The 22684-nt window shown below is 59.7% G+C and carries 15 protein-coding genes and 8 pseudogenes; 15 read left to right on the top strand and 8 right to left on the bottom strand.

The window, feature by feature from the left end; all coding sequences use genetic code 11:
* Nucleotides 1-38: 38 nt before the first annotated feature.
* The 4 genes and pseudogenes from panD to NKI19_RS19630 all read left to right on the top strand — a co-directional run.
* Nucleotides 39-371, top strand: a pseudogene (gene panD, locus NKI19_RS19615) (aspartate 1-decarboxylase); the annotation flags it as partial.
* A gap of 8 nt (nt 372-379) precedes the next feature.
* Nucleotides 380-607: pseudogene (locus NKI19_RS19620) on the top strand (NrtR DNA-binding winged helix domain-containing protein); the annotation flags it as partial.
* A 625-nt stretch (nt 608-1232) separates the two neighbouring features.
* The gene (locus tag NKI19_RS19625; protein ID WP_352566723.1) at nt 1233-1889 is read left to right on the top strand and encodes an antitoxin Xre/MbcA/ParS-like domain-containing protein; all 657 of its coding nucleotides are present in this window, start codon (nt 1233-1235) and stop codon (nt 1887-1889) included.
* A 314-nt stretch (nt 1890-2203) separates the two neighbouring features.
* Nucleotides 2204-3355: a porin gene (locus NKI19_RS19630; protein WP_352566766.1), complete on the top strand. Its 1152-nt coding sequence runs from the start codon at nt 2204-2206 to the stop codon at nt 3353-3355.
* 555 nt (nt 3356-3910) lie between these two features.
* On the opposite strand, the gene NKI19_RS19635 is transcribed toward NKI19_RS19630, so the two are convergent.
* Together NKI19_RS19635 and NKI19_RS19640 are read right to left on the bottom strand one after the other, a co-directional pair.
* Nucleotides 3911-4225, bottom strand: a complete 315-nt coding sequence (locus NKI19_RS19635) for a S46 family peptidase (protein WP_352474685.1) — start codon at nt 4223-4225, stop codon at nt 3911-3913.
* Nucleotides 4170-5119: pseudogene (locus NKI19_RS19640) on the bottom strand (S46 family peptidase). The gene NKI19_RS19635 and the pseudogene NKI19_RS19640 overlap by 56 nt, the downstream one beginning before the upstream one ends.
* A gap of 196 nt (nt 5120-5315) precedes the next feature.
* Between NKI19_RS19640 and groES the strand changes: the two are divergent.
* The 3 genes from groES to NKI19_RS19655 all read left to right on the top strand — a co-directional run bounded on the left by groES (nt 5316) and on the right by NKI19_RS19655 (nt 9836).
* Entirely contained in the window at nt 5316-5612 is a 297-nt protein-coding gene (groES, locus tag NKI19_RS19645; protein WP_352458515.1) for a co-chaperone GroES, read from the top strand.
* Between the two features lie 65 nt (nt 5613-5677).
* Nucleotides 5678-7333 carry a chaperonin GroEL gene (gene groL, locus NKI19_RS19650; protein ID WP_352566725.1) on the top strand — a complete coding sequence of 552 codons (1656 nt, stop codon included), beginning with the start codon at nt 5678-5680 and terminating at the stop codon, nt 7331-7333.
* A 1420-nt stretch (nt 7334-8753) separates the two neighbouring features.
* Nucleotides 8754-9836 (top strand): HPP family protein, encoded by a 1083-nt coding sequence (locus NKI19_RS19655; protein WP_352474840.1) that lies wholly within the window; start codon nt 8754-8756, stop codon nt 9834-9836.
* Between the two features lie 972 nt (nt 9837-10808).
* Here NKI19_RS19655 and NKI19_RS19660 read toward each other — a convergent pair.
* The gene (locus tag NKI19_RS19660) at nt 10809-11006 is read right to left on the bottom strand and encodes a hypothetical protein (protein ID WP_352566727.1); all 198 of its coding nucleotides are present in this window, start codon (nt 11004-11006) and stop codon (nt 10809-10811) included.
* Between the two features lie 407 nt (nt 11007-11413).
* On the opposite strand from NKI19_RS19660, the gene NKI19_RS19665 reads away from it, so the two are divergent.
* Together NKI19_RS19665 and NKI19_RS19670 are read left to right on the top strand one after the other, a co-directional pair.
* Nucleotides 11414-13069 (top strand): MFS transporter, encoded by a 1656-nt coding sequence (locus tag NKI19_RS19665; protein ID WP_352566729.1) that lies wholly within the window; start codon nt 11414-11416, stop codon nt 13067-13069.
* Between the two features lie 32 nt (nt 13070-13101).
* Nucleotides 13102-13651, top strand: a pseudogene (locus NKI19_RS19670) (ABC transporter transmembrane domain-containing protein); the annotation flags it as partial.
* Here NKI19_RS19670 and NKI19_RS19675 read toward each other — a convergent pair.
* Together NKI19_RS19675 and NKI19_RS19680 are read right to left on the bottom strand one after the other, a co-directional pair.
* Complete coding sequence (locus NKI19_RS19675; protein WP_352458545.1) at nt 13626-14243, bottom strand: cold-shock protein; 618 nt, start codon at nt 14241-14243, stop codon at nt 13626-13628. The pseudogene NKI19_RS19670 and the gene NKI19_RS19675 overlap by 26 nt on opposite strands.
* A 260-nt stretch (nt 14244-14503) precedes the next feature.
* Nucleotides 14504-14720: pseudogene (locus NKI19_RS19680) on the bottom strand (3-methyl-2-oxobutanoate hydroxymethyltransferase); the annotation flags it as partial.
* Between the two features lie 147 nt (nt 14721-14867).
* Here NKI19_RS19680 and NKI19_RS19685 point away from each other — a divergent pair.
* Nucleotides 14868-15830, top strand: a complete 963-nt coding sequence (locus NKI19_RS19685; RefSeq protein ID WP_352469024.1) for an NUDIX hydrolase — start codon at nt 14868-14870, stop codon at nt 15828-15830.
* Nucleotides 15831-15855: 25 nt separating this feature from the next.
* On the opposite strand, the pseudogene NKI19_RS19690 reads toward NKI19_RS19685, so the two are convergent.
* A pseudogene (locus NKI19_RS19690) lies at nt 15856-16203 on the bottom strand (transposase); the annotation flags it as partial.
* Between the two features lie 118 nt (nt 16204-16321).
* Between NKI19_RS19690 and NKI19_RS19695 the strand changes: the two are divergent.
* Nucleotides 16322-16606, top strand: a complete 285-nt coding sequence (locus NKI19_RS19695; protein WP_352452632.1) for a hypothetical protein — start codon at nt 16322-16324, stop codon at nt 16604-16606.
* 166 nt (nt 16607-16772) lie between these two features.
* Here NKI19_RS19695 and NKI19_RS19700 read toward each other — a convergent pair whose 3' ends face one another.
* A complete protein-coding gene (locus tag NKI19_RS19700) occupies nt 16773-17459 on the bottom strand; it encodes an isopentenyl transferase family protein (RefSeq protein WP_352474847.1) in 687 nt (228 codons plus the stop codon).
* 734 nt (nt 17460-18193) lie between these two features.
* On the opposite strand from NKI19_RS19700, the pseudogene NKI19_RS19705 reads away from it, so the two are divergent.
* Nucleotides 18194-18534: pseudogene (locus NKI19_RS19705) on the top strand (PIN domain-containing protein); the annotation flags it as partial.
* Between the two features lie 227 nt (nt 18535-18761).
* Here NKI19_RS19705 and hemN read toward each other — a convergent pair.
* A complete protein-coding gene (hemN, locus tag NKI19_RS19710) occupies nt 18762-20102 on the bottom strand; it encodes an oxygen-independent coproporphyrinogen III oxidase (protein WP_352566730.1) in 1341 nt (446 codons plus the stop codon).
* 518 nt (nt 20103-20620) lie between these two features.
* Between hemN and NKI19_RS19715 the strand changes: the two genes are divergently transcribed.
* From NKI19_RS19715 to NKI19_RS19725, 3 genes and pseudogenes are all read left to right on the top strand, one after another.
* On the top strand, nt 20621-20986 hold the full coding sequence (locus NKI19_RS19715) for a hypothetical protein (RefSeq protein WP_352566732.1): 366 nt from the start codon (nt 20621-20623) through the stop codon (nt 20984-20986).
* 162 nt (nt 20987-21148) lie between these two features.
* Nucleotides 21149-22306, top strand: a complete 1158-nt coding sequence (locus NKI19_RS19720; RefSeq protein ID WP_352566734.1) for a porin — start codon at nt 21149-21151, stop codon at nt 22304-22306.
* Nucleotides 22307-22320: 14 nt separating this feature from the next.
* Nucleotides 22321-22530 (top strand): annotated as a pseudogene (locus tag NKI19_RS19725) (bifunctional hydroxymethylpyrimidine kinase/phosphomethylpyrimidine kinase); the annotation flags it as partial.
* Nucleotides 22531-22684 lie beyond the last annotated feature (154 nt).

A 22684-nucleotide genomic window follows, 5' to 3' on the forward strand; every position in this document is an offset into this window, starting at 1 on the left:
AGGACTGGCTCCGTGAGATGAATAGGACAACGGGACCAATGCGAAAAATAGTCGCCGGCAAGCTGCACGGCATCCACGTCACCGAAGCAAACCTCAACTACCACGGTTCGATAACGCTCGACCCTGACCACTGCGAAGAAGCCGGGATCCTTGCCAATGGATTCGTGGAGACATGGAGCAAGACTTCCGGCGCGCGGATTTCGACCTATGTCATTCTGGGCAAACGCGGCTCGCGATGCTGCATCCTCAACGGAGCGGCCGCCCGCACCTGCCAGCCAGACGACCAGATCATTGTCTGCAACTCCATCTACCTTGATGAAGCGCATATCACCTCGCTGAAGCCGCGGGTCGTTACGTTCGTCATCAACAATGTCGTCGGCTTCTCGCCGATGGCAATACGCTGACGCGGACGGCGTTGACGATTACATCGGCAGGGGCGCTTCAGCAGAACTTTCGCCGGTTGATGGAGCAGCAGGAACTGGTGGAGGAGACCGGCGAAAGTGCTTTTGATACCGGCGGCCGGCCGGCGAAGCTTTATCGCTTCCGCCACCATGTCCTCGACGAAACGGCGGTCGCCCGGACAAAATTGCCGCTGGCGCGGGCTTGACATCCTTTATACTCAACGTAGAAATATACCCTTATAATCAATTCGATTATAACGAGAAATTCATTCGCACCGTCCGAACCTACGGTCTCGCTCGGGAAGCCCGTATGAGTGGATCGAAGTGATCTTGGAAATGAAACGCCCGAGGACGGGCTTTCAACCTTTGTCGTGAAGGAGGTGCCGCGCGCCTGGGCCAATGCCTTGCGGCAACGGTGAAGGATGTATACCGCCAGTAAACGCGTGCGTCAAAGTCGCTGTCGAATGTACAGTTCGTCCAAATGTGCGATACGTTCGATTTGTGCAAGTAACACTTGGAAAGTGTTGCATAAAAGAAACGTCTAATTATATAAAGCTGACAAGCTAAACTTTAAACTTGCACAAATGAGCGTCGCGGATAGCGTCCCACTGTGAAGCGTGCACTGCGATGTGCGTCTGTTTCGATCGTGGGGGCAAGACGGTCGTCCATTGATGTTCTTCCCTTTTTTATTGAGAGGCAAAAGTTGAAGCCGCAAGACGGCTGCTAGGTTGCGCGCATACGAAAACGCAACACATCGCCGTCCCCCCAAACTTCATGTCTTCAACGCTCTTTCGGAGGCTTGCTGAGGGAATGCTATTGGGAAAGCCAGATATGTCCGCGTCGAGTGATCTTGGGGATGAAAAGCGCCAGACCGAGCTTTCAAGCTTTGTCATGAGGGAGGTGCAGCGCATTCTTGCCCAATGCGATGAGGCGAAGCAGGGTGACAAGGCTGCTGTTGCGCCTTCGGGTTCTCCTTCCAACGAATTGACCGCCGTGGCCGCCGAATTTCTTGGTAGGCTCGAGGCCGAAGCAGCGCGACGGCTAAACGCCCAGGCGGGTGAGATCGCTTCGCGACCCCGGGCAGCCGATCATCCGCTCGGGCATCCGGTTCTGAAAGATTGCCCGAGAGAAGGCGCGCGCATTGCTGAATGGGCCGGTCCAGTTGCGGGGTCGACGCATCTCGAGAGACGTTTTGGAATACCGCGGTCCACTTTGTATTGGTGGCAGCAACACAATGATGTGGTTGCCTTTCGGAGAGGCTCCCGTAAGCATGTATTTCCCCTAGCTCAGTTCATCGACGGCAGGCCTATGCCTGGAATCAGGCAGGTCCTTTCCTCGATCTCCGATCCCAGATTGGCTTGGCTGTGGCTGATCAGCCCCTCGCCTCTTCTCAAGGGTCGCGTCCCTATCGAATTGCTCAGAGAAGGTATGAACACAGAAGTTGTTTCATCCGCCGCCCAGGCTGTTTCTCTGATTGAATCTATCTGACAATTGGCCGGATGCCGATGGCTGTCCGCGCATTATGTAAGTGCGCACAAGCAGATGTACCAATTGTGCGATTTGTGCAAATGTATAGTTGTTCAATTTGTGCAAGTAATATATAGATTTAGTGGCAATAATGCAACGGATACTTCCATATATGGTTGGCAGACGGAATTTGAACTTGCACTAATTCGCCCAGCGAATAGCGTTCGAGCCGGGAAGGATGCATCGCGATGCGCATCTTTTTCGATCGTGGGGACAGGGAGCGGTTCGTCCATCGACGTCCTCGCCCTTTTCAAATCATTGAATGGAGATCAATTATGAACATCAAGAGCCTTCTTCTCGGCTCAGCTGCGGCTCTGATCGCAGTTTCCGGCGCCCGCGCCGCCGACGCGGTGACCGTCGCCGAGCCGGAACCGGCTGAATACGTCAAGATCTGCGACGTGTACGGCTCGGGCTACTTCTACATCCCCGGCACCGAGACCTGCCTGCGCATCGGCGGCTATGTCCGCTACGACATCGGCGTCGGCGACGTTGGATCCTACGACGGGGCGCGGACCCACGACGTCCAAGACGGTAGCGACCAGGGCACCTGGCGCAAGAACGCCCGCTTTGACCTAAGGACTTGGACCGGCCAGGAAACCGAACTCGGTACTTTGAAGACATACACCGAGACCAAATTCAATTTCGGTAACCGCAACGCCTATTCGGGTCCCGACAGTCCCCAGAACTATGCCTTCAACAAGGGCATCACACTGAACTTCGCCTGGATCCAGCTTGGCGGCCTGCGCGTCGGTAAGGACGAATCGGCCTTCGATACGTTTATCGGCTATGCCGGCAACGTCATCAACGATACGCTCGTTCCCTACGGCGATTTTGACACCAACGTCGTGCAGTACTACTTCGACGCAGGCAATGGCTTCTCCGCCGTGGTATCGCTCGAAGAGGGTTCTGGCGTCGTCGGCACGATCGACAGCTACGTTCCGCATCTTGTCGGCGGCGTGAAGTACACGCAGGGCTGGGGCGCCATCACCGGCGTCGTGGCTTACGACAGCAACTACGAAGAGGTAGCCGGCAAGGTCCGCTTGGATGTGAACGCCACCAACGAACTGTCGCTGTTCATTATGGCTGGCTATGGGACCGACGACAACCTAACCGATGGGACCTACGCTATTCCTGCCGGCGGTCGCGGCTTCTACAAGCAGTGGGGTGGCAACTGGGCCGTCTGGGGCGGCGGCACCTACAAGTTCAACGAGAAGACCTCTTTCAACCTTCAGGCGGCGTATGACGAGTGGAAGAACCTCGGCATTGCTGCCAATGTCGCCTACGATATCGTTCCTGGTCTGACGATCACGGCCGAAGTCGACTATCTCCGCGCTGGCAAGTTCGGGGATGTGGACTTCTCTAACTGGACCAATGCCGACAAGAAGAACAGCGTCGGCGGTCTGCTCCGCTTCCAGCGCTCGTTCTGAGGATTGAAGAGCCCGTTGCCGCGTTCGGAGCGGTAACTGCGAGCCTAATTTGCGGCCGAACCATTGTGGTGAGGCTTGTAGAGGTTTCGGCGAATTGCTTGATCACGGACCTCCAATCCGAGCATTTCGTCGATGAGAAGGGCGCCCTGTTCCCGGGCGCCCTTTTTTAAGGGTTATCATCAGACTCTCTCCCGGGGGAACTGTGGGTAAGAAACAACGCATCGTCCTGCAGGCAGCTGTTTTGGCGTCTGCCTTTGGCTTTTTTTTGCTGATCCTGATCCTGCAGATGGTCAGTTTTTTGGTTGACTCAGGCACGCGCAAGCGGGATGAATCGCGCAGAGACACGCGGAAGTTTTTTTCGCCAGCGAAACCCCGACGACCTGATGGGGAGTCACGCCAGCAGGGTGGGCGCCACGTCCAGTGCCACCGACCATGCGAGATGCCGATCGTTGGCGCGTCTGTCAGTTCGCGCGGCCATATTCATTCTGGTGCCGATCTGTTGCCTTTTCTGCTTTTCCCATGCGTTTTAGGCCGAGCCATTTGTGAAGCGGGCGGTCAATGGATCTGCGCCTCGCGATTGCCTGCCGTTGCTTGGTTGATCTGGGCGGCATAATCCGAGAGCGAACGCTGCAACCGCGGTTCGAATTGCGCGAAGTTGAACCGGACTTCATCCGCCGTCAGAAACTGGTGGGTTGCGCCGGGAAAGCCGGCGACCATCACAAGGTCGCCTTCCTTGATGCCTTCACAGGCTATGGGTAGCCAACTCTTCGGCCGGTAAGGCACATTGTCGCGCGCATATGGCCGGGAGGAACCATCAGGAGCGACATAGGCGCGATAAAAGCCGAAGTCGCCTGTGTGGCGCGGCCACATCCAGTTGTCCGTTTCGCCGCCGAAGGTTACCGATGCCGAGCGCGGGCGCATAGACAAGGCGCACGTCCTCGATTTCGAGCTTCTGCTGGAGATAGTAGGAGGCGCCGCCATAATAGGCCCCTACGTCGCAGCGGCGATTGGGCTGTCCTTCACATGCGGCGATCAGGGCCTTGCGGTTCGTGGCGAGCCGCTCATAGCGGGCAAACTCATTCAGCTTGTCCGAGACGCCCTTGAGCATTTCGGCGGTCACATCCCGCACGTCCTCGATCACATAGATCGGCTGCCTGGCGCCGCGGGCAATTCTTCACCCAGGGCTCTTCGCCAGAAAGCCGTCTGTGAGATAGCCCTGGCCCTCCTTGCTGTGGATTGGATGGATTCGAACACGCAGTGATGATTGGTTGCGACCAGCCCTTGTGGACTGACGAACGAGGCGGAGCATCCGCCCAGTGATACGATCGCGTTGAGCGGGTCAGCGTCCAGACGGCCCAGCTGGGCGGGATCGATCTGGAGCCCATCCGCGCGCATGGCCGCGCCCACTTCCGCAGTCTGGCCCGGCATCCACATACCTTCGTCCGCCGACGTAGCCTTGACCGTCCAGAGCAAGGCGATGGCAGTTGCTTTGGCCAAACATTTCAAATTCGAGTTCATGCTGACTGTCCCTCTCATCTTGCCTCCTGTTCTCCGCAGATTGGATTGGTGACCATCGGGTGGCCGGAGTCCTGGCGCCCGCGCGGCGGCCACACCGCAAATACCGAGTGGACCGTTAACGCAGGAATCCTGATGGCGCTCACCTCTCATTATATCGGTCGCGCGCAACGTTTGCGGATCATCCGCTGCACCGATCGTGCCAAATGAATAAGCCTTCAAATACAAATGGTGAGCCTCCCCATCCATGTCCTATCTCCGACGTCTTTCACGTAAAAGGCTCGGTGCTTCCACGCTCGTTTGCTCTTCGCCCGTCCCTCTTCCGTCTTGACTAGCAGGAGCCTACGGCCTATCTCACTGCCGCGTCAGCACTCGCTTCTGGTGAGTGCTAACCACGCTCCGGCAACGGAGAACCGTTCAACATCCGCACCAGGGAAATCCAAAAATGGCAAAGTCGAATTTCCGGCCGCTGCATGACCGCGTGGTCGTTCGCCGCGTCGAGTCCGAAGCGAAGACCGCCGGCGGGATCATCATCCCCGATACGGCGAAGGAAAAGCCGCAGGAAGGCGAGATCATCGCCGTCGGTTCCGGCGCCCGTGACGAGGTCGGCAAGCTCGTCCCGCTGGACGTCAAGGCCGGCGACCGCATCCTGTTCGGCAAGTGGTCGGGCACCGAAGTCAAGCTCAACGGCGAAGACCTTCTGATCATGAAGGAAGCGGACATCATGGGCGTCATCGGCTGACACGCCGCCGCCTTTCATCCGCACCATCCAATCTGAATTTCGGGCGAAATGCCCAGGAGTAAAAAATGGCTGCCAAAGACGTAAAATTCTCCCGTGACGCTCGTGAGCGCATGCTGCGCGGCGTCAACATCCTCGCCGACGCGGTGAAGGTCACGCTCGGCCCCAAGGGCCGCAACGTCGTCATCGACAAGTCGTTCGGCGCACCGCGCATCACCAAGGACGGCGTCACCGTCGCCAAGGAAATCGAGCTTGAAGACAAGTTCGAGAACATGGGCGCGCAGATGGTTCGCGAAGTTGCTTCGAAGACCAACGACATCGCCGGCGACGGCACTACGACCGCGACCGTTCTGGCACAGTCGATCGTCCAGGAAGGCCACAAGGCGGTTGCCGCCGGCATGAACCCGATGGACCTCAAGCGCGGCATCGACCTCGCCGTCGCCGACGTCGTCGCAACGCTGATCAAGAACGCCAAGAAGATCAAGACCTCGGAAGAGGTTGCCCAGGTCGGCACCATCGCCGGCAATGGCGACGTTTCGGTCGGCTCGATGATCGCGGAAGCGATGCAGAAGGTCGGCAATGAGGGCGTCATCACGGTCGAGGAAGCCAAGACCGCCGAGACCGAGCTCGAAGTCGTCGAAGGCATGCAGTTCGACCGCGGCTATCTCTCGCCCTACTTCGTCACCAACGCCGAAAAGATGGTTGCGGATCTGGAAGACGCCTACATCCTGCTCCACGAGAAGAAGCTCTCCAACCTGCAAGCCATGCTGCCGATCCTCGAGGCTGTCGTGCAGACTTCGAAGCCGCTGGTCATCATCTCCGAGGACGTCGAAGGCGAGGCCCTGGCCACGCTGGTCGTCAACAAGCTGCGCGGTGGCCTGAAAATCGCCGCCGTCAAGGCGCCGGGCTTCGGTGATCGCCGCAAGGCCATGCTGGAAGACATCGCCATCCTCACCGGTGGCCAGGTCATTTCCGAAGACCTCGGCATCAAGCTCGAGAATGTCGGCCTCAACATGCTCGGCCGCGCCAAGAAGGTGTCGATCTCCAAGGAGAACACCACCATCGTCGACGGCGCCGGCAAGAAGGAAGAAATCCAGGGCCGCGTCGCCCAGATCAAGCAGCAGATCGAGGAGACCACCTCGGACTACGACAAGGAGAAGCTGCAGGAACGTCTCGCCAAGCTGGCGGGCGGCGTTGCCGTCATCCGCGTCGGCGGTGCGACCGAGATCGAAGTCAAGGAAAAGAAGGACCGCGTCGATGACGCCCTCAACGCGACCCGCGCGGCCGTCGAAGAAGGCATCGTTCCCGGCGGCGGCGTCGCCCTGCTGCGCGCTTCGCTGGCCATCACCGTCACTGGCGCCAACTCCGACCAGACCGCCGGCATCGCCATCGTGCGTCGCGCGCTGCAGGCTCCGGCCCGTCAGATCGCGGCCAACGCCGGTGCGGAAGCATCGATCGTTGCCGGCAAGATCCTTGAGAACAAGGGGGCAACCTTCGGCTACAACGCCCAGACCGGCGAATATGGCGACATGATCGCCATGGGTATCGTCGATCCGGTCAAGGTTGTGCGCACGGCTCTGCAGGACGCGGCCTCGGTCGCCGGCCTGCTGGTCACCACCGAAGCCATGATCGCGGAGGCTCCGAAGAAGGAGTCGGTTGGCGGCGGCATGCCGGCTGGTATGCCCGGCGGTGGCATGGGCGGCATGGGCGGTATGGATTTCTAATCCAGCCCCCTATCAACCTACAGCGGAAAGGGCGGCAGCAATGCCGCCCTTTTTTGTGTGCCGAGCATGATCGACAGCTTTAGACGTGCAAGTCCTCTACCCAGCCTGATGGCGGCGAAGCGCAACGGCGTCGTCGTGAGACGGGGTCTGGCCGTGTCCTTTCGTTCAGCCGCTGGTCGAAACTCGTGCTGCCTTCCGCCGTGCCGTCGATCTTTACAGGGCTGAAGGCCTTGCCAACGGCTGGCGACCCTGGTTGCGGTAGAACTCATCGCATCGTTCGAAAGGCTCCGATACCTGATCGCCTATGGTCGTCAGCTCTTTCAATTGGAACTCGTTCTTTCGGCCATGATCGTGGTCGGCCTGACCGGATTGGGACCCACGGCCTGCTCACGCTTGCCTAAAACCATCTGCAACGCTGGCGTCCGGAGACCCAGATGAGCCTGATCACGATTACAGGTCTGGATAGGCTGTCGCACGGCGCTTCCATCGCACCGCCGCCCTTCCGCTTCATCGGCCGACATCTGCGGCCGCTTGCGGAGCCGATGGCGCTGCTCGCGATTTTGGGAGTTGCTCGGCCCATGCCGGCGCTGCTGACCCACGTTTTCTACCGCGGCTGGAGAGGTGGTGGCCCGCGGCATGGCAGAGTCCAGCCGCGGTGGCCTCGGCTCCAATCTGCTGGCGAGCCTGGTGCGTGACCTGATCGGTTTCGTGTGTGGCAGTGTGGCGGAATCGCGCTTGGTCTGGTGATCGGATTTTACCGCCTCATCGAACGCCTGAGAGGCTCGTGGTCGCGGTTGTATTACCGCTATTACGTGACCTGATCACGTTGACGATGCCAGCACCTTCATTGGCCACTTTCTGGACCATGTACGTCACATCAGGCTCCCCCGCCCGATCGACACGAGCCGGCTCTGTAACCACGCCGCCGTCATATAGCGGTTCCACGACGGCACTGGCGGCAGTCGTCTTCTCAGCGGCTACTGGTGGACGTTTCAGCAGCCAACGAATCCGATGGTGGCAAGGACAGGCAGACCAAGCACCGCGTAAAAGCCGTACTCCGCTGGAGTTCGCCTCGGAAGTGGAGCGACAAGGGCCTGATTTGTCTTGCCATGCCGACATTATCAGCACGCTTTTCGAAGCCTCTGAATTCCTTAGTGTCCATCCCAGCTCGACCTCCGACCATCCCCATTTCCGGCTGCCCGCGGCACGACAGCCCTTGGCCTCTAGCTGCGCTCGAGCGGATCAGCGTGCCGTCCGCCTCCTCTGCCTGATCAAAATGTCTGCACCCATTTGGCAATGGCCGTTTCGCGCAAAAGTATTCCCCCGTGAGCCGGCTTTCCGAATTGGCTTAACTTCCAAATCTGTGGCTTTGCCTGCATTGCGGAGCGCGGAGTTCCGACCACTCGCCCAAGGGTATGCCATGGCGTTTCGTCTCTTTGTTCCGATCCTTGCCGGTGCAACGCTGCGCGAGCGGCTGCTCGCCTGCATCGGGGCCATGATCGGCATCGCATTGACTGGCGTGATCAGTGCGCTGGCGAACGGGTCTGGCCCACATGTCGCACTGCTGGTTGCTCCAATGGGAGCATCGGCCGTGCTGCTCTTTGCCGTGCCTTCAAGCCCGCTCGCGCAACCTTGGTCGATTATCGGTGGCAATACGATTTCGGCGCTGGTCGGGGTGATCGTGGCGCATTTCGTGCATGAACCCGTCCTTGCTACCGGCATTGCGGTGGCGCTGGCCATCGCCGCCATGTCGTTCACGCGCTGCCTGCATCCGCCGGGTGGCGCCGCCGCCTTAACCGCGGTGTTCGGCGGACCGGCCGTCTTCAGCTCGGGCTTGCTGTTTCCCTTCGTTCCGGTAGCGCTGAACTCGATCGTGTTGGTCGCACTCGGCTACGGCATCCATAAACTGTCGCGGCGCAACTATCCGCATGTGGCGGCCCCCGCCTTTAAAAGCGCGCATGGAACCATCGATCCGCCGGCGCGGGAGCGGGTCGGCTTCCAGCCCGAGGATGTCGATGCCGCGCTCGGCGCGCTGGAGGAAACCTTCGATATCGACCGCAACGATCTTGAGCGGCTGCTACGGCAGGTCGAGTTGCAGGCGATGGTGCGCTCCCACCGGACCCTGCTGTGCGAGGACATCATGTCGCGCGATGTGATTTCGGTCGATGAACATGCGCCTGCCGACCAGGCGCGGCATTTGCTGCTCGATCACAACATCCGGACGCTGCCGGTGACCGACGCCGAGGGCGGGCTGGTCGGTGTAGTTGGCCTGCGCGAACTGACGAAGGCGACCGACACGGTGAGGGCTGTGATGTCGAAGGCTAGCACCGCCTCTCCCGATACGCCGGCGATGAGCCTGCTGCCGGTGCTCACCGACGGCCGCAGCCATGCCGTGGTCATCGTCGATACCGAGCGACGCATTATTGGGCTGATCACCCAGACCGACCTGCTGGCAGCGGCAGCGCGCGTGCACATGGCCGACACAAGGCTGGCAGCGGCATAAAATAGTGATCCGGACTTGCTCAATCCGGGAACCCGATGGGGCGCCAATAGGATAGCGGTATTAAGTGCGGCCTTCCGCCTAAGACAATTCCTTTTTACGAGTAGATCAACCCTGAAACGCGACCGCGTGCTCAGGCATCTGGTTCACGTAGGCCAAGTACGACTGCAACAACGGAACACTCTTCAACCTTGCCGGTGGCCAGAGCCAGTCCGCTATGTCGACCAAAGGCGTGCGGACTACAAGTGCAACCATCTGGTGGACGGCTCCTCTGCAACGATGGTAGCGCGGTTCGCGTGTCCAAGGCTGGGTTGAAGCTCTACGTCGCGGGTTGAGTGATCGTTGGCAAGGGTCGCGGCTCAGACGCCGAGGACGCGGTTCGCAATTCCATGCAGGTGGTCCTTTCCTTTGGTTCCTGCATTTCGCCTATGGTGAGGCGCCGCCGACTCCCGTCATGCATCACGCCGACGACCGCCGCTTCCTCGCCGCGCCAAGGGTTTGACTAGGCCGACGATAGACCATGCGATAAGCAATTCCGAAACGATGTGGCTTCCTTGCGCGAAGTCGGCTCTGTCGAACAGCGATGTCAACATGATCCTGTTCCGAGGGTTCGCCGCGCATCAATCCTATAACCTTGATGACGTTCCTGACTAGGAGGATGAGGCTGCTCCAACACGTCCACGGTGTTAGGAATTGCCATTGCACGAGTTGATCTCGGACTTCTTCGTCGCGCATCGCCAATTTCCAGCCCAATACCGCGCCTACGCTTGGTACCCCAACCACGCGGCCTATCGCCCTCATGCCCACTTCGAGGACCCTCCAGGATCCTTCGGATAGGTGTGGGAGGCCGAGGCATCAGAGGGAACGGCCAGACGCTACCATGAGGATGCGCCATCTGCCGAAGAGCCGTACCGTTACCTTCGTCACTGTGCGGAACGCGGGGCGACCGTCGCGTCAGCCATCCGGCTTTGGGTGTCATTTCTCCCCTGGCGGCGTCCACCGCCCCGACAAAAGCCTGACCTTTGCCAGTCTTCTACGGGCAAGCGTTCGCGCCAAAAGTTCAAAGCCGTGTCCATAACATTCAACAATGAAAGCCAGCCTCATCAGATCGAGCAGAAAGTCGTCGATGGCATGTGTGAGCGCGTCAGACTTTTGTTCAAGCTGAAGCAGCAAGGCGCGCGCCTCTTCGATCGCGGCCCGGCAACCGTCTGCGTTTATCAGGAATCAATCCTGTCTAAGATCTGCAAGCCCTCACCTCGCCCCAAGCCAGACTCAGCGCATCGAACGCCGTTGGAGAGAGTTTCCGACGAAAGAACATCGTCGCGTTTCGCGAAAAGGCATCGCTCGGCAAAGTGCCCGTTGATGAAGCATGCTGCGTCAAACGACAAGCAAGATCCGGGCTCCACCCAGTGATGTCCTCGAAGGCGGGGTGAGCCGGCTCGGGCATGCGTCTCGGCCGCAACCCTTAATCACGAGGAACTGTGCCGCAAGGCAAACAGTTTCTCTCTATTCTTCTAGCCGCCACGGTTCAGCCTAGATTACATGGGAAACGACAATAACGGAAAGCAAAGGGTCGCAAAATGAGTAGGGTGGCTGGATTAAACGAAGATTTGGCTGCACCAACGACCTTTGGGCCACTTTTGCAGCCCACCTTTCGTTCGATCTGGCTCGCCACGCAGGTTTCGAGTCTCGGCTGGCTGATGCAGACTGTCGCCATCAGCTGGCTGATGGCAACGATCTCGACTTCGCATCTGATGGTTGCGCTGGTGCAGGCATCATCGAACCTGCCCGCTTTCGTCTTGTCCGTCTTCGCCGGGGCTCTCGCCGACAATTTCAGCCGGCGCCGGGTCATGTTCGCCGGTCGGTGCCTTATGGTGATTGCGTCCGCGATGCTGACCGCGTCCGTGGCGCTGGGCTTTGTTAGTCCGTGGATGATCCTTGGCTTCAGCTTCTTGATCGCAAGCGGCGGTGCTCTCAATGATCCGGCCTGGCAAGCGTCGGTCGGCGATATCGTGGACCGACGAGATGTTCCCGCTGCCGTCACCCTGCTTTCTGTTGGCTTCAACACTGTCAGGACTGTGGGCCCGGCGCTCGGCGGCATTGTGGTTGCCTCATTCGGCCTCATGGCGGCATTCGCCGTGACCACGCTCACCTATTTCGTACCCTTGGTCACTATTTGGCGCTGCAAGTGGAAGGTTCGCTCGTCCCCTCTTCCACGCGAGTCGATGAGGACGGCGATCTATGACGGACTGCGCTTCACGGCGATGTCATCGGAAATCAAGGCAGCGATCGCGCGCGGAACCCTCTTTGGCTTGGCGAGCATCGCCATACTCGCGCTGCTGCCGGTGGTTGTCCGCGACCAGCTGGGAGGAGGTCCGCTCGCCTATGGCGCGCTCATGGCTGGCTTCGGGACCGGTGCCGTCTTCGCCGGCCTCTCCAACAGCCTGTTCAGACGGAGCTTGTCGCAAGAAAGGCTGATGAGGCTCTCCTGCCTCGCCTGCGCGGCGTGCTCCCTCTCCCTGGCTCTGACCTCTTCGATCGCTGTGGCGGCAATTGCACTCGCCCTGGGCGGCGCCGGTTGGGTCACCGCCTGGTCGGGGGTTGGCGTGAGCGTGCAGCTGGCGAGCCCGCGCTGGGTCGTGGGTCGCACAATCTCGATCTACTACGCATTGATAGACGGCGGCATCGCGGCCGGCAGCTGGGTATGGGGCACGGTTTCCCAGAACCATTCGCTGACCTGGGCGCTCGAGGGTTCCGCTGTAGCCCTTCTGATCGTCGCTGCAGCCGGCGTTCTGTTTCCTCTTCGCGAGCGCCGCGAGTCCGAGCCCGATCCTTTGGAGGAATTCGACGCCCCAGCTGTCGCTCTCAGTTTGAAGCCGAGAAGCGGCCCGATCGTGGTCAAGATCGAATATCTGATAGCCGAGAGAAATGTCGAGGCCTTCCTCGACCTCATGCGGCAGCGGCGTCATGTACACAGCCGCGTCGGTGCTCGGAACTGGACGCTCCAGCGCAACCTTCAGAAGCCTATGCAGTGGACAGAAACGTTCCGCACGCCGACCTGGACCGACTACCTTCGCCTCAATTATCGTCTCACGGAAGTAGACAAGGAACTGGACGAGCGTGTCTTCCAGTTACACGCGGGAGAAGAAGCGCCTCAAATGACGCTTTCGATTGAGCGGCCGACAAGCTCGGCCCGGAAACCCGACCAGTCAATCCTTCACCTTCCCCGTCATTGAAGCCTGACCTTCCCATATCTGGGCATCAGCGATCGTTAAAGATCCGGGTGATGGATGAGAATCTCGGCGGCATCCGTGTCGTGCGTGCCTTCGCCGCGCAGCCGCACGAGCTGGAAAAGTTCGACCGCGCCAAGCAGGACGCGCCTTGATCTCGCCAATGAGCGCGTCGACATCCGTGTCGGCAACACCAGCGCCATGAATTTCTCGTTCCTGACCGCCATGGGCCTGGTGCTCTGGTTCGGTGGCCAGAAAGTGATCGCAGGTCAAATCAGCGTCGGCACGCTGGCCCTGTTGCTCACCTTCATGACCATTCTGCAGATGCCGGTGCGCCAGCTCGGATTGATGGTCAACTCGTTCGCGCGCGCCTCGACCTGCGGCACGCGGCTGTTCGAGTTGCTCGACGCCGAACTTGACATCGAGGACGCGGCGGGCGCCAGGGATCTCGTCGTCACCGACGGCGTGCTGCGCTTCGACAATGTCGGTTTCTGCTACGCGGGCTCGGGCGGCCGCCCGACGCTCTCCGGCATCTCCTTCGAGGCGAGCAATGCCTCGCCGTCTAGGCAAGGCGAATGCTCCGGACTTCCCAGCCTTTCTTGCCTTGCCCGCATTCGACAAACACCTTCTGTCCCGCCACCAGCACGCTGAGCCCTGAGCGCGTCAGGGCGCTGGCATGAACGAAGACGTCCTTCTCACCGTTGTCAGGAGCAATGAAGCCGAAGCCCTTTTCGGGTTTGTACCACTTGACCGTGCCCCCGCTCTCCAGCTGCGCACCGGTTTCAACGAAGGTCCCTCCAGCGACGCGCGTATGTGACGGAGTTTTCGCGCGGTGATCGCCGATCTCCAGCACCTGCGCGACTTGATGACCTTTTGGACTTTTTTCGACCGTGATCTTGAGAGGCGTTCCCGCGGCAACATCCCGGCTTCCGGCCGCCTCTAACACTCGCACGTGCAGATAGGCCTCCGTGCCGTCCGACAGTTTGACGAAGCCAAAACCCTTGCTGACTGTGAACCACAATACCTCCGCATCGACAGGATCTGCCGTCACGGTCGGCGGGCGCTGAAAATAGCTTGGCTCGGAAGTCCGTTCCGAAAAGGAAACGGGGTCATCGTCATAGCGATGCCGGCGTGGCTCGCGATGGTCTCGATATTTGCCCATGATCATCTCGACTGGCATGGATGGCGCACTGCGCTACCGTCAAGATAATCTCAATCGGGCGACGCGTTTATGTCAAAAAGGCCGTGAAGACCGCAGCTGTGCCCGGCTATCGGCCGAACCCTTTGAAACTAGATTCATTTCCCCTGAAACAATAGTGCCGGCGAGTCGATTTACTGACTCGCATAGGTTGTGTTGGAGCGAGAGTGCTATGATGCTGGCGCGGGCGCACTGGAAGGGCTTTATCAGGCATTGCGGAAAGCCTGCTCCGGGTTTCTTCAAAAGGAACCGAACGGCGGGTCGACGACCATTTGCGCCGGCTCCAGGCCACGGGGCAGGCCTGACCGTGCATGATCATCATCTCCAGCGTCACGCCCAGCGTCGACGCCAAGCCGTGGAGAACCATGCCGCGCTGTCGCCGACGAGAACAACGTCGCAATGTCGATCGACGAGCTTTGAATCGGCGCACTCAATGGGCCTCCTTCCCCAAGCACGGATGTCGCGTTGGCACTTTTTGTGCAGCTGCGAAGAGCTAAAATCGCCACGACGGGTGGTGTTGACGCGCCGACAATTATCAGACAAAAACGGAATTCAATCGGTTCAGCCGCCTACGCGGCAGGGCTCTGCTCAACGACGTCGGGGACCATGGACGATCGCGCAAAAGGGATTAGGAAAGGCGGAGCTGGAGGCAAGGCCAACGACGTCAATGCGGACTTGATCGCCGTTGTGGTCGCCATGGACAGCAGCGCCCCCTGCGTTCTGACCATCCCGCAGGCAAACGCCCTGCCCTCCGGCCCGTTCGAGCTTGCTCACCGTTCGCTGCAGTCGGGCCTCAGGGGATGGGTGGAACAACAGACCGGCCAGCCGCTCGGCTATATCGAACAGCTCTACACCTTCGCCGATCGCGACAGGGTTGGCGCTGACGACCGCGTGGTCTCTATCAGCTATCTGGCGCTCACCCACCAAGACGAAGCTGGCGACCCGGCCGGGCGACACTGGGGAAGCTGGTACGACTATTTCCCGTGGGAGGATCACCGCTCCGGCACACCGGCGGTCGTGTTGGACGAATTGCGGCCGCGCCTGATGGAATGGGCGGATGGCACTGACGACGGTACGACACGCCTCGACCGACGACGGCGGGCGGCGATCGCCTTCGGCTTTGACGACCGCCATTGGAACGAGGAACTCGCGCTTCAACGTTATGAGCTGCTCTACGAAGCCGCCCTGGTGGAGGAAGCAATACGCGCCGGACATTCCGCTGCGCCCACCTCGGTGTCGGGCAGATCGATGATCGCCGATCATCGTCGCATCCTGGCGACCGGCATTGCGCGGCTGCGCTCCAAGATCAAATACCGGCCGGTCGTATTCGAACTGATGCCGCCGGTCTTCACGCTTTTGCAGCTGCAGCGCACCGTGGAGGCGCTTGCCGGCAGGCTCGTGCGTAAGCCGAACTTTCGCCGGCTGATCGAGCAGCAGGAGCTGGTCGAGGAGACCGGTGAGACAACCGCGGAAACCGGCGGCCGGCCGGCGCAACTTTATCGCTTCCGTCACGCCGTTCTCGACGAGAGGGTGATAGCCGGAACAAAATTGCCGCTCTCGCGGGCTTGACCCGCCTTGCGCCAGCAGCCCTGACGATGTCGCGGACGGCTTGGCCCTTGTGAGAACCGGGATTGTCGAGAATGACGATGTCGCCCGGCTTCAGTGTTTTGTTGAGTTCGGTTTCGACATAGACGCGAAAAGCCTGCGTATTGATGGGTCCGTCAATGACCCAAGGCGCCTCCACCCGATCATGCCGCAGCGCGGTGATGAAGGTCATCGTCTTCCAATGGCCATATGGTGCGTGGGCCATCAGCCGCTTGCCGCGCACACCCCAGCCGCGCAACGGCGCCATGTTGGTCTTGACCCATGTTTCATCCAGGGAGACCAGGCGCGTAGGGTCAATGCGGGTCTGATAGCGCATCCATTGCGCACGCCCGCGCATCAGCTTTGGCTTGAGCTGCTCGGCCGGCAGAACGGTTTTTTGAAGCTCTTGCCCTCGCGGTGCAGGAAGCGACCGACGCTCGCAGGAGACCACGTTCAGCCAGTGCCGCCGTCAATTGATGAAGCGTCATGTTGGCATCTCGCTCAACCTCGCCCAGGACGAAAGCACGGTGCTCCCCGTCGATCAGATAGGTCCGATGACCACCCATCTTGCCGGGTGCCGCACTGCCACGGCGACGCTTGCGGCCTCGGGCGTTTCCTGGGCGAAGGCGGTGGCGATGAAAGCCGAGACGACGCCACAGACTGGGCTGGCGGATAGTAGTTCGCGAGTCAGCCACGGTAGCGGTCGCTACGAAGCGCGCAGCACTTTGTCATCGGTACATTCCGTCCCATGCCTGAAATGAGCAGTGCAGCCATGTCGCCTCCTCCGCAGTCACCGTGGCGAAAGCAATCCTTCCGCTGCCACACGGACCTATTGTCGCCTGGCACTAGCTTGCTTCAGCAAACCACTTAGCGCAATTCTCAGGAGCTACCGTGCCCGCATCGCAGGCGAGGTCCGGGGAGGCTTGCTCACTCAGTTTGCCATTCTGGAAAGTCGCGTTCTTGCCAACGCGCATATTCGAGATATTCTCTCGCAATCGCCTCTACAAGATCTTGTTGGAGCTCTTTGCGAAGGCACGGCATTTCGCTGATTGCCAAGCTGTGCTCTCTCGCAAAATGAATGGCGCAACGATATCCGTCAACGTCTTCCAAAGTGGGACGGACTGCATCTTCCTTCCACTGATCGGCAAGTTCCTGCAGCAATGAAGGTTGTCCTTCTCTTGTGACAAACATGTCTGTGACCCGACGCTTGGCTCTCTCCAGAAAGGCGTCCGAGTTGCCGAGCCGCAACCGCCTTACATGCCACCGAAAAGCGCCATCCCAATGCTGACTTCGCGCCATTAAATTGAGAAGGGAGATCGAACCGCCTTCGAGGATGAGCCCCGGCTGGGAACTACGCTCATCCACTTGCATTATCAGCTTACGATGGGCGGTCTCGGCGTCGATGATGCCCGCGGTTAGCGGGCGCGAATCCAAGTAGATCCGCTGGGTAGATTGCAGTTCGGAATCCGAGGGACGCCCGCTCCCGGTGGCGATTTGAGGACAGCATTGTACACGATCCAGCGCAATGACCGGCCATCCGGTCTCTCGTGCAATTTGGATTGCCGCGTCTGTTTTGCCGCTGCAGGTCGGCCCGTAAATCAAATAGATTAGCATGTGTATGCCGCATAGTTTATCGGAACTAACCGCCCCCCAAGCACAAGATACTCGGTAGGCTTTCACCGGACTTGTCGCAAACATTTTGACAAGCGGCGATTATGCCCTGAAACGACGCCATTTTCGAACTTTGTGAAGTCCGAAAGGGCGCAAGCAGCCCGTTCTGGTCGTTCAGTCCAGTCACCAACGCCTCTGTTTGACGTTTGACGACGGTCCACTTTGCACATCTCATGCCGACTGTGACGCAACGCGGCACCGCAGGATGGTGACCTCGTTGTCTCCGGCAAAAGATCCTTGCGCGTCTTGGGTTAATCGAGGCGGCGGCGCACGGGCGCCTTATTGTCTCGGAACATGGCCAGGAAGGCGGCTGATCAACAAAAGTGGAAGACGGTGTCCCGACGACCTCACCGATTTGTGAGGCGACCGAGGATCTGCCCGACATCGTCGATCTCGTCCTCGAGGTGGGCCGTGTGCCGGCCGCGCCGCCAAAGCCTCCTCCCCTGCCGGTCCGGCTGGAAGCCTCGTCGAAACGGCACAGGAGTACACCAAAGCCGCCAGCGCGCAAACACACAGACCGCCGGCGCCAAGGATTTGGCGCTTTTTGCGTGGCGTCCGCTCCGATCTTCCGGAAGGGAGCTGACTGCTGTTTTTTTGGGCACTCGCTGCGCATCGCCGCTGCGCAACGCCGAACTGGACATCGAGCGGCTACGCGATGAACCGCATGGTCTGCCATTGTGAGGCTCTTGCTCGACACTAATGGCCTCTCCGAGGTGACGAGGCCGAGCCCTGACGCGCGCGTGCTGGAATGGATGACGGGCTCGATGAAGACCGCTCATTTATCAGCGTTGTGTCGATCGCCGAGATCCGGCGCGGCGCTGCCCTCATGGACAAAGGTCGGAAACGTGACGCACTGGCCGGATGGCTCGCCCGGGACCTGCCGCAGCGCTTCGAGCCGAGAGTCCTGCCCGTGGACGAACTGGTTGTCCTGGCCTGGGGCGACCTGACGGGCCTCGCGAAGCGGCGTGGCCGCGGTCTGTCATCGATGGACGGGCTGATTGCAGCCACCGCGATTTCCTGACCCATCACATGGCGGGGATATTCATGCGCTGACGGCGAAACACCCAGATGCCCCGCACCTACCACGATCAATATGGAAACGCCTCGGTGGCAGCCACGAGGTCGATGTCATTGAAGATGAGATGAAATAGGCGGATCAGCTCTGCTTTTCGCATCCTTGACGCCCGCTTCATGACAGGCCTCGGCCGAGGGCGTCGAGTTTAGCTTCCGGTTGGATGCTTGCCCTCACCTGTGGCTATGCCTACGGCCATCCCAATCGAGAAAAGCATCGAACGCGGCAGCGACAGCGCGAATTACAAAGCGATGCTCCCGCCGTACGCGGACAAAACCGTTTTCGAAGTCCACTATCCCGTCCTCGGCCAGCATCGCCAAGCGTTCAGCTGAATCGAGAAGACGGATCGGATCAGATCCGTGGGCGGCACAGATTGCCTGCACATCGGCCTCGAGATCGCACATTAGTCGCTCGATAATTGCGGCTCGCACGCGGTCGTCGTCGGTGAGGCGATAGCCCTTTGACGTCGCCAGACGGCCAGCTGCGATGTGCTGGATGTAGGAATCCCGTGTAACTTCGTTTTGGACGTACCCCTCGCCGACGCGGCCGATAGCCGACGCGCCGAAACCGATCAGGGTTCTGCAGGTGGTGGCCGAGTAGCCCAGCGAGTTACGCCGCAGGCGACCCGTTTTCTGTGCCAGCGCGAGCTCGTCGTCCGGCAAGGCGAAATGGTCGAGCCCGATCTCGCGGTAGCCGGCGGCAATCAGCGTCGCGGCCACGGCCGCATACTGTTCGGCGCGGGCAGCGCTGCCCGGAAGAACTGCCTCCTCGATGAGGCGCTGATTCTTTACAAGCGACGGGATGTGCGCATAGCCGAACACCGCAAGCCGGTCGGGGCGCATTGCGACCGCCGCCCTCGCGGTCTCGACGCAGGACTGCACCGTTTGATGCGGGAGACCGAAGATGAGGTCGAAGTTGATGCGGCTTACTCCATGCCGGCGCAGCATTTCCACGGCAGCCGACGTCAGCGCCTCACTCTGAACCCGGTTGATTGCTTTTTGAACAATGGGATCGAAGCTCTGCACGCCGAGACTCACACGGTTCACGCCGGCTGCTCCTAAGGCCTCGGCCATCTCGGCCGTGAACGTGCGCGGATCAATCTCGACGGCAACCGTAGCTGTTTTCGTGAGAGCGAAGCGGCGTCGCAGGAACTCCATCAGAGCCAGGAACTCGGCTGGTCCTATGAGAGACGGCGTTCCGCCGCCGAAATGCATGTCGCTCACGGGCAGCGTCTGCGGCGCTCGCTCCGAGACCAAACGGATCTCGTCACGCAGGGCCGCCAGATAGTTGAGGATCGGCGCATCATGGCGGGTGATGGTGGTGGGGAAGCCACAATACCAGCAAGCTGATCGGCAGAACGGAACGTGGAAATAGAGCGACACCGGATCGTCAGCCGGCAGGTTCCTGAGCCATTCCTCATAAGCCTCGGCGCCGACCGCCCCAGAGAACTCCGACACAGTCGGATAGATAGTGTACCAAGGCAGGCCGGCCTCGCGATCTTTTGTGGTCTGCAACAGTTACCGTCCCATGCTGATAACCACCAACCTTACCGCTGCGCTCGCCTGTGTCTTTGCGCTATGTCAGTCCGTTCCGCTTTGGTCTCGAAACTTGTATTTCTCAGCAATAGCGGCCGTTCAGTCTTGGCTGGACGGTCAGCGACTGGCCATGGCTGTTCCCGCCGCGACCCTCACGCGCACCGTTTGGTTCCACCATCCCTTCCCTTCAGCCTGCGCCTGGTCGAGTAGATTCTGCTGAGCGCGGCTGCCGCATCCAACGAGATAACACGGCGTTGGGACCAGACTTTGCTCGCCAGCTAGCGCAGCCCCATAGTGATCTCTGGCGTCTCGATGAGCTCGTTGTGTGAATTGCTGGCAAGAAGCATTAGCTGTGGCGCGCCGTCTATCAGGACGAGAGGCTGCTCGACGCGACCGTCAGGTCGGCCGCAATGCCAAGGCCGGCGCGCCTACTGACTCCGTGGTGGAGGCAAGGCTGCGCGTTCAGCGCGTGATTACCGATCATCGCGCTCGCCAAAATGACGGCGTCGTACCGAGCGGTGCCGCCGCATGATGTCTCAACGTCGGGGCTCACAGCAAACAAAGCTGTCGCCATTGAACGAAACTGTCGCGAAGCGAACAGACGAACCGTAGCGGAAACGTTTGCCGTTCGTGCTTGGGTTGATCCGCAAGGCAAAAAGGAAGGAAGAGCGAACCAAGGTCCGCCGGCACACTTGAGCTTCAAGCCGCAGCTGCGTCGTCAGGATGGCACGTCATTTGCAGTAGAAGCCTTTGTGACGGCCCGCCCACAACTAGCGGAGATGACGGGGATGATTTGTACAGAAATGTTGGATGGCGTCGTTTCGGCGATTATTATATCTGTAATAACAATCGCATATTTGTAACAATAACACCCAATCATATTCTCAATTTCTGATGAATATCTGGCGTGACGAGCGCATCAAAACTGCTCAAATTCAACTCAATGCGCATCGTTATCGACTGTTCCCTTAGCAAGAGTTCATCAGTGACGTCCATTCCTTTTACTCTTTGAACGGAGATCAACAATGAACATTAGGAGCCTCCTCCTCGGCTCAACTGCGGCACTGATTGCCGTTTCCGACGCTCGCGCCGTGACCGCCGTTGCCGAGCCTGACCCGACTGAGTACGTTAAAGTCTGCGACGTCTACGGCTCGGGCTACGTCTACATTTCAGGCACTGAGACCTGCGTGCGCATCGGCGGCTATGTCCGTTACGACGTCGGCTTGGGCCATGTCGGATTGGTTGATCACGCAAGAACCTCGGATGTGAGGACTGGTGAGCATCAGGGCACATGGCAAAACAACACGCGCTTCGCATTGAAAACTTGGACCGGCCAGGAGACCGAACTCGGCACGTTGAAGACCTACACCGAAACCCGCATGAACTTCGGCAACCGCCACACTTCGGTTTCGGACAGTTCTCGGTCCTATGCCTTCAACGGAGACAGCACCTTGACTTTCGCCTGGATTCAGCTTGGTGGCCTCCGAGCTGGTAAGGACTGGTCGGCCTTCGACATGTTTATTGGCGGCACGGGTGACGTACTCAACCAGACGCCGGTTCCGTACGGCGCTTTCGATACCAATGTGGTTCAGTACTACTTCGACGCCGGGGACGGCTTTTCGGCCGTGGTTTCGCTCGAAGAAGGCTCGGGCGTGGTCGGCACAATCGACAGCTACGCACCGCACGTAGTCGGCGGCTTGAAATACACACATGGCTGGGGCGCGATCACCGGCGTTGCCGCTTATGATAGCAACTACGAATCGGTGGCCGCCAAGGTCCGTGTCGACATCAATGTCACCAACGAACTGTTGCTGTTCGGAATGCTCGGCTACGGTTCCAACGGCAAGCTCAACGACGACTCCACGAACGCCATCGACGCTCATGGTCGCGGCTTCTATAAGAGTTGGGGCGGGAACTGGGCTTTCTGGGCTGGCGCCACTTACAAGCTCAACGAGACAACTTCGTTCAACCTTCAGCTCTCCGGTGATCAGCTCAAGAACCATGGTGTCGCTGCAAACGTCGCCTATGCGTTTCTTCCAGATTTCACAGTTACGGCGGAACTCGACTATGGCCGCTACGGCAACTTCGCCGTCGGCAAGGTGGACGCTTCCAACGTGAACTGGACCAACGCCAACAAGAAGAGCAGTGTCGGCGGAATCCTGCGTTTCGAACGCTCATTCTAACAGATGAAAGGGCGCTGAGGCAGGCATCGCATGTACTTGTCGTCGGCGGATCGGACTCCAGTGGGGGTGCCGGAATCGCGCGCGATATCGAGACGCTCTCCTCCATGGGCGTGCGCAGCTGCCTTGCCGTCACTGCGGTGACGGTGCAAACACACGACAGCGTCACGGACATCCTTCATCTACAACCCGGTCTGGTGGCCGATCAGATGCGTGCAGCGATCTCGCGGGCGTCGCGGCGTAGTGAGCGCGGGCGCGGCCGTGATGATCGTGGCGGGAGGGAGAGGTAAGGAGCGTCTTTCCTTTGAGAATTCGCGTTTACGGGTACCCACGATGCACAACGGGCGAGTTTTTCAAAGAGGCGCGTCCTCCTTCGAAGCG

It is taken from the genome of Mesorhizobium sp. M0751 (assembly GCF_040320265.1).
Lineage (GTDB): Bacteria > Pseudomonadota > Alphaproteobacteria > Rhizobiales > Rhizobiaceae > Mesorhizobium.

Coding starts and splice junctions, on each gene's coding strand:
- groL (WP_352566725.1), top strand. CDS start 5,678: ATGGCTGCCAAAGACGTAAAATTCTCCCGTGACGCTCGTGAGCGCATG.
- NKI19_RS19695 (WP_352452632.1), top strand. CDS start 16,322: ATGAAGCGTCATGTTGGCATCTCGCTCAACCTCGCCCAGGACGAAAGC.
- NKI19_RS19655 (WP_352474840.1), top strand. CDS start 8,754: ATGGCGTTTCGTCTCTTTGTTCCGATCCTTGCCGGTGCAACGCTGCGC.
- NKI19_RS19715 (WP_352566732.1), top strand. CDS start 20,621: ATGACGGCGTCGTACCGAGCGGTGCCGCCGCATGATGTCTCAACGTCG.
- NKI19_RS19700 (WP_352474847.1), bottom strand. CDS start 17,459: ATGCTAATCTATTTGATTTACGGGCCGACCTGCAGCGGCAAAACAGAC.
- NKI19_RS19675 (WP_352458545.1), bottom strand. CDS start 14,243: ATGCCAGTCGAGATGATCATGGGCAAATATCGAGACCATCGCGAGCCA.
- NKI19_RS19720 (WP_352566734.1), top strand. CDS start 21,149: ATGAACATTAGGAGCCTCCTCCTCGGCTCAACTGCGGCACTGATTGCC.
- NKI19_RS19635 (WP_352474685.1), bottom strand. CDS start 4,225: ATGTGGCCGCGCCACACAGGCGACTTCGGCTTTTATCGCGCCTATGTC.
- NKI19_RS19630 (WP_352566766.1), top strand. CDS start 2,204: ATGAACATCAAGAGCCTTCTTCTCGGCTCAGCTGCGGCTCTGATCGCA.
- NKI19_RS19625 (WP_352566723.1), top strand. CDS start 1,233: ATGTCCGCGTCGAGTGATCTTGGGGATGAAAAGCGCCAGACCGAGCTT.
- NKI19_RS19665 (WP_352566729.1), top strand. CDS start 11,414: ATGAGTAGGGTGGCTGGATTAAACGAAGATTTGGCTGCACCAACGACC.
- groES (WP_352458515.1), top strand. CDS start 5,316: ATGGCAAAGTCGAATTTCCGGCCGCTGCATGACCGCGTGGTCGTTCGC.
- NKI19_RS19685 (WP_352469024.1), top strand. CDS start 14,868: ATGGACGATCGCGCAAAAGGGATTAGGAAAGGCGGAGCTGGAGGCAAG.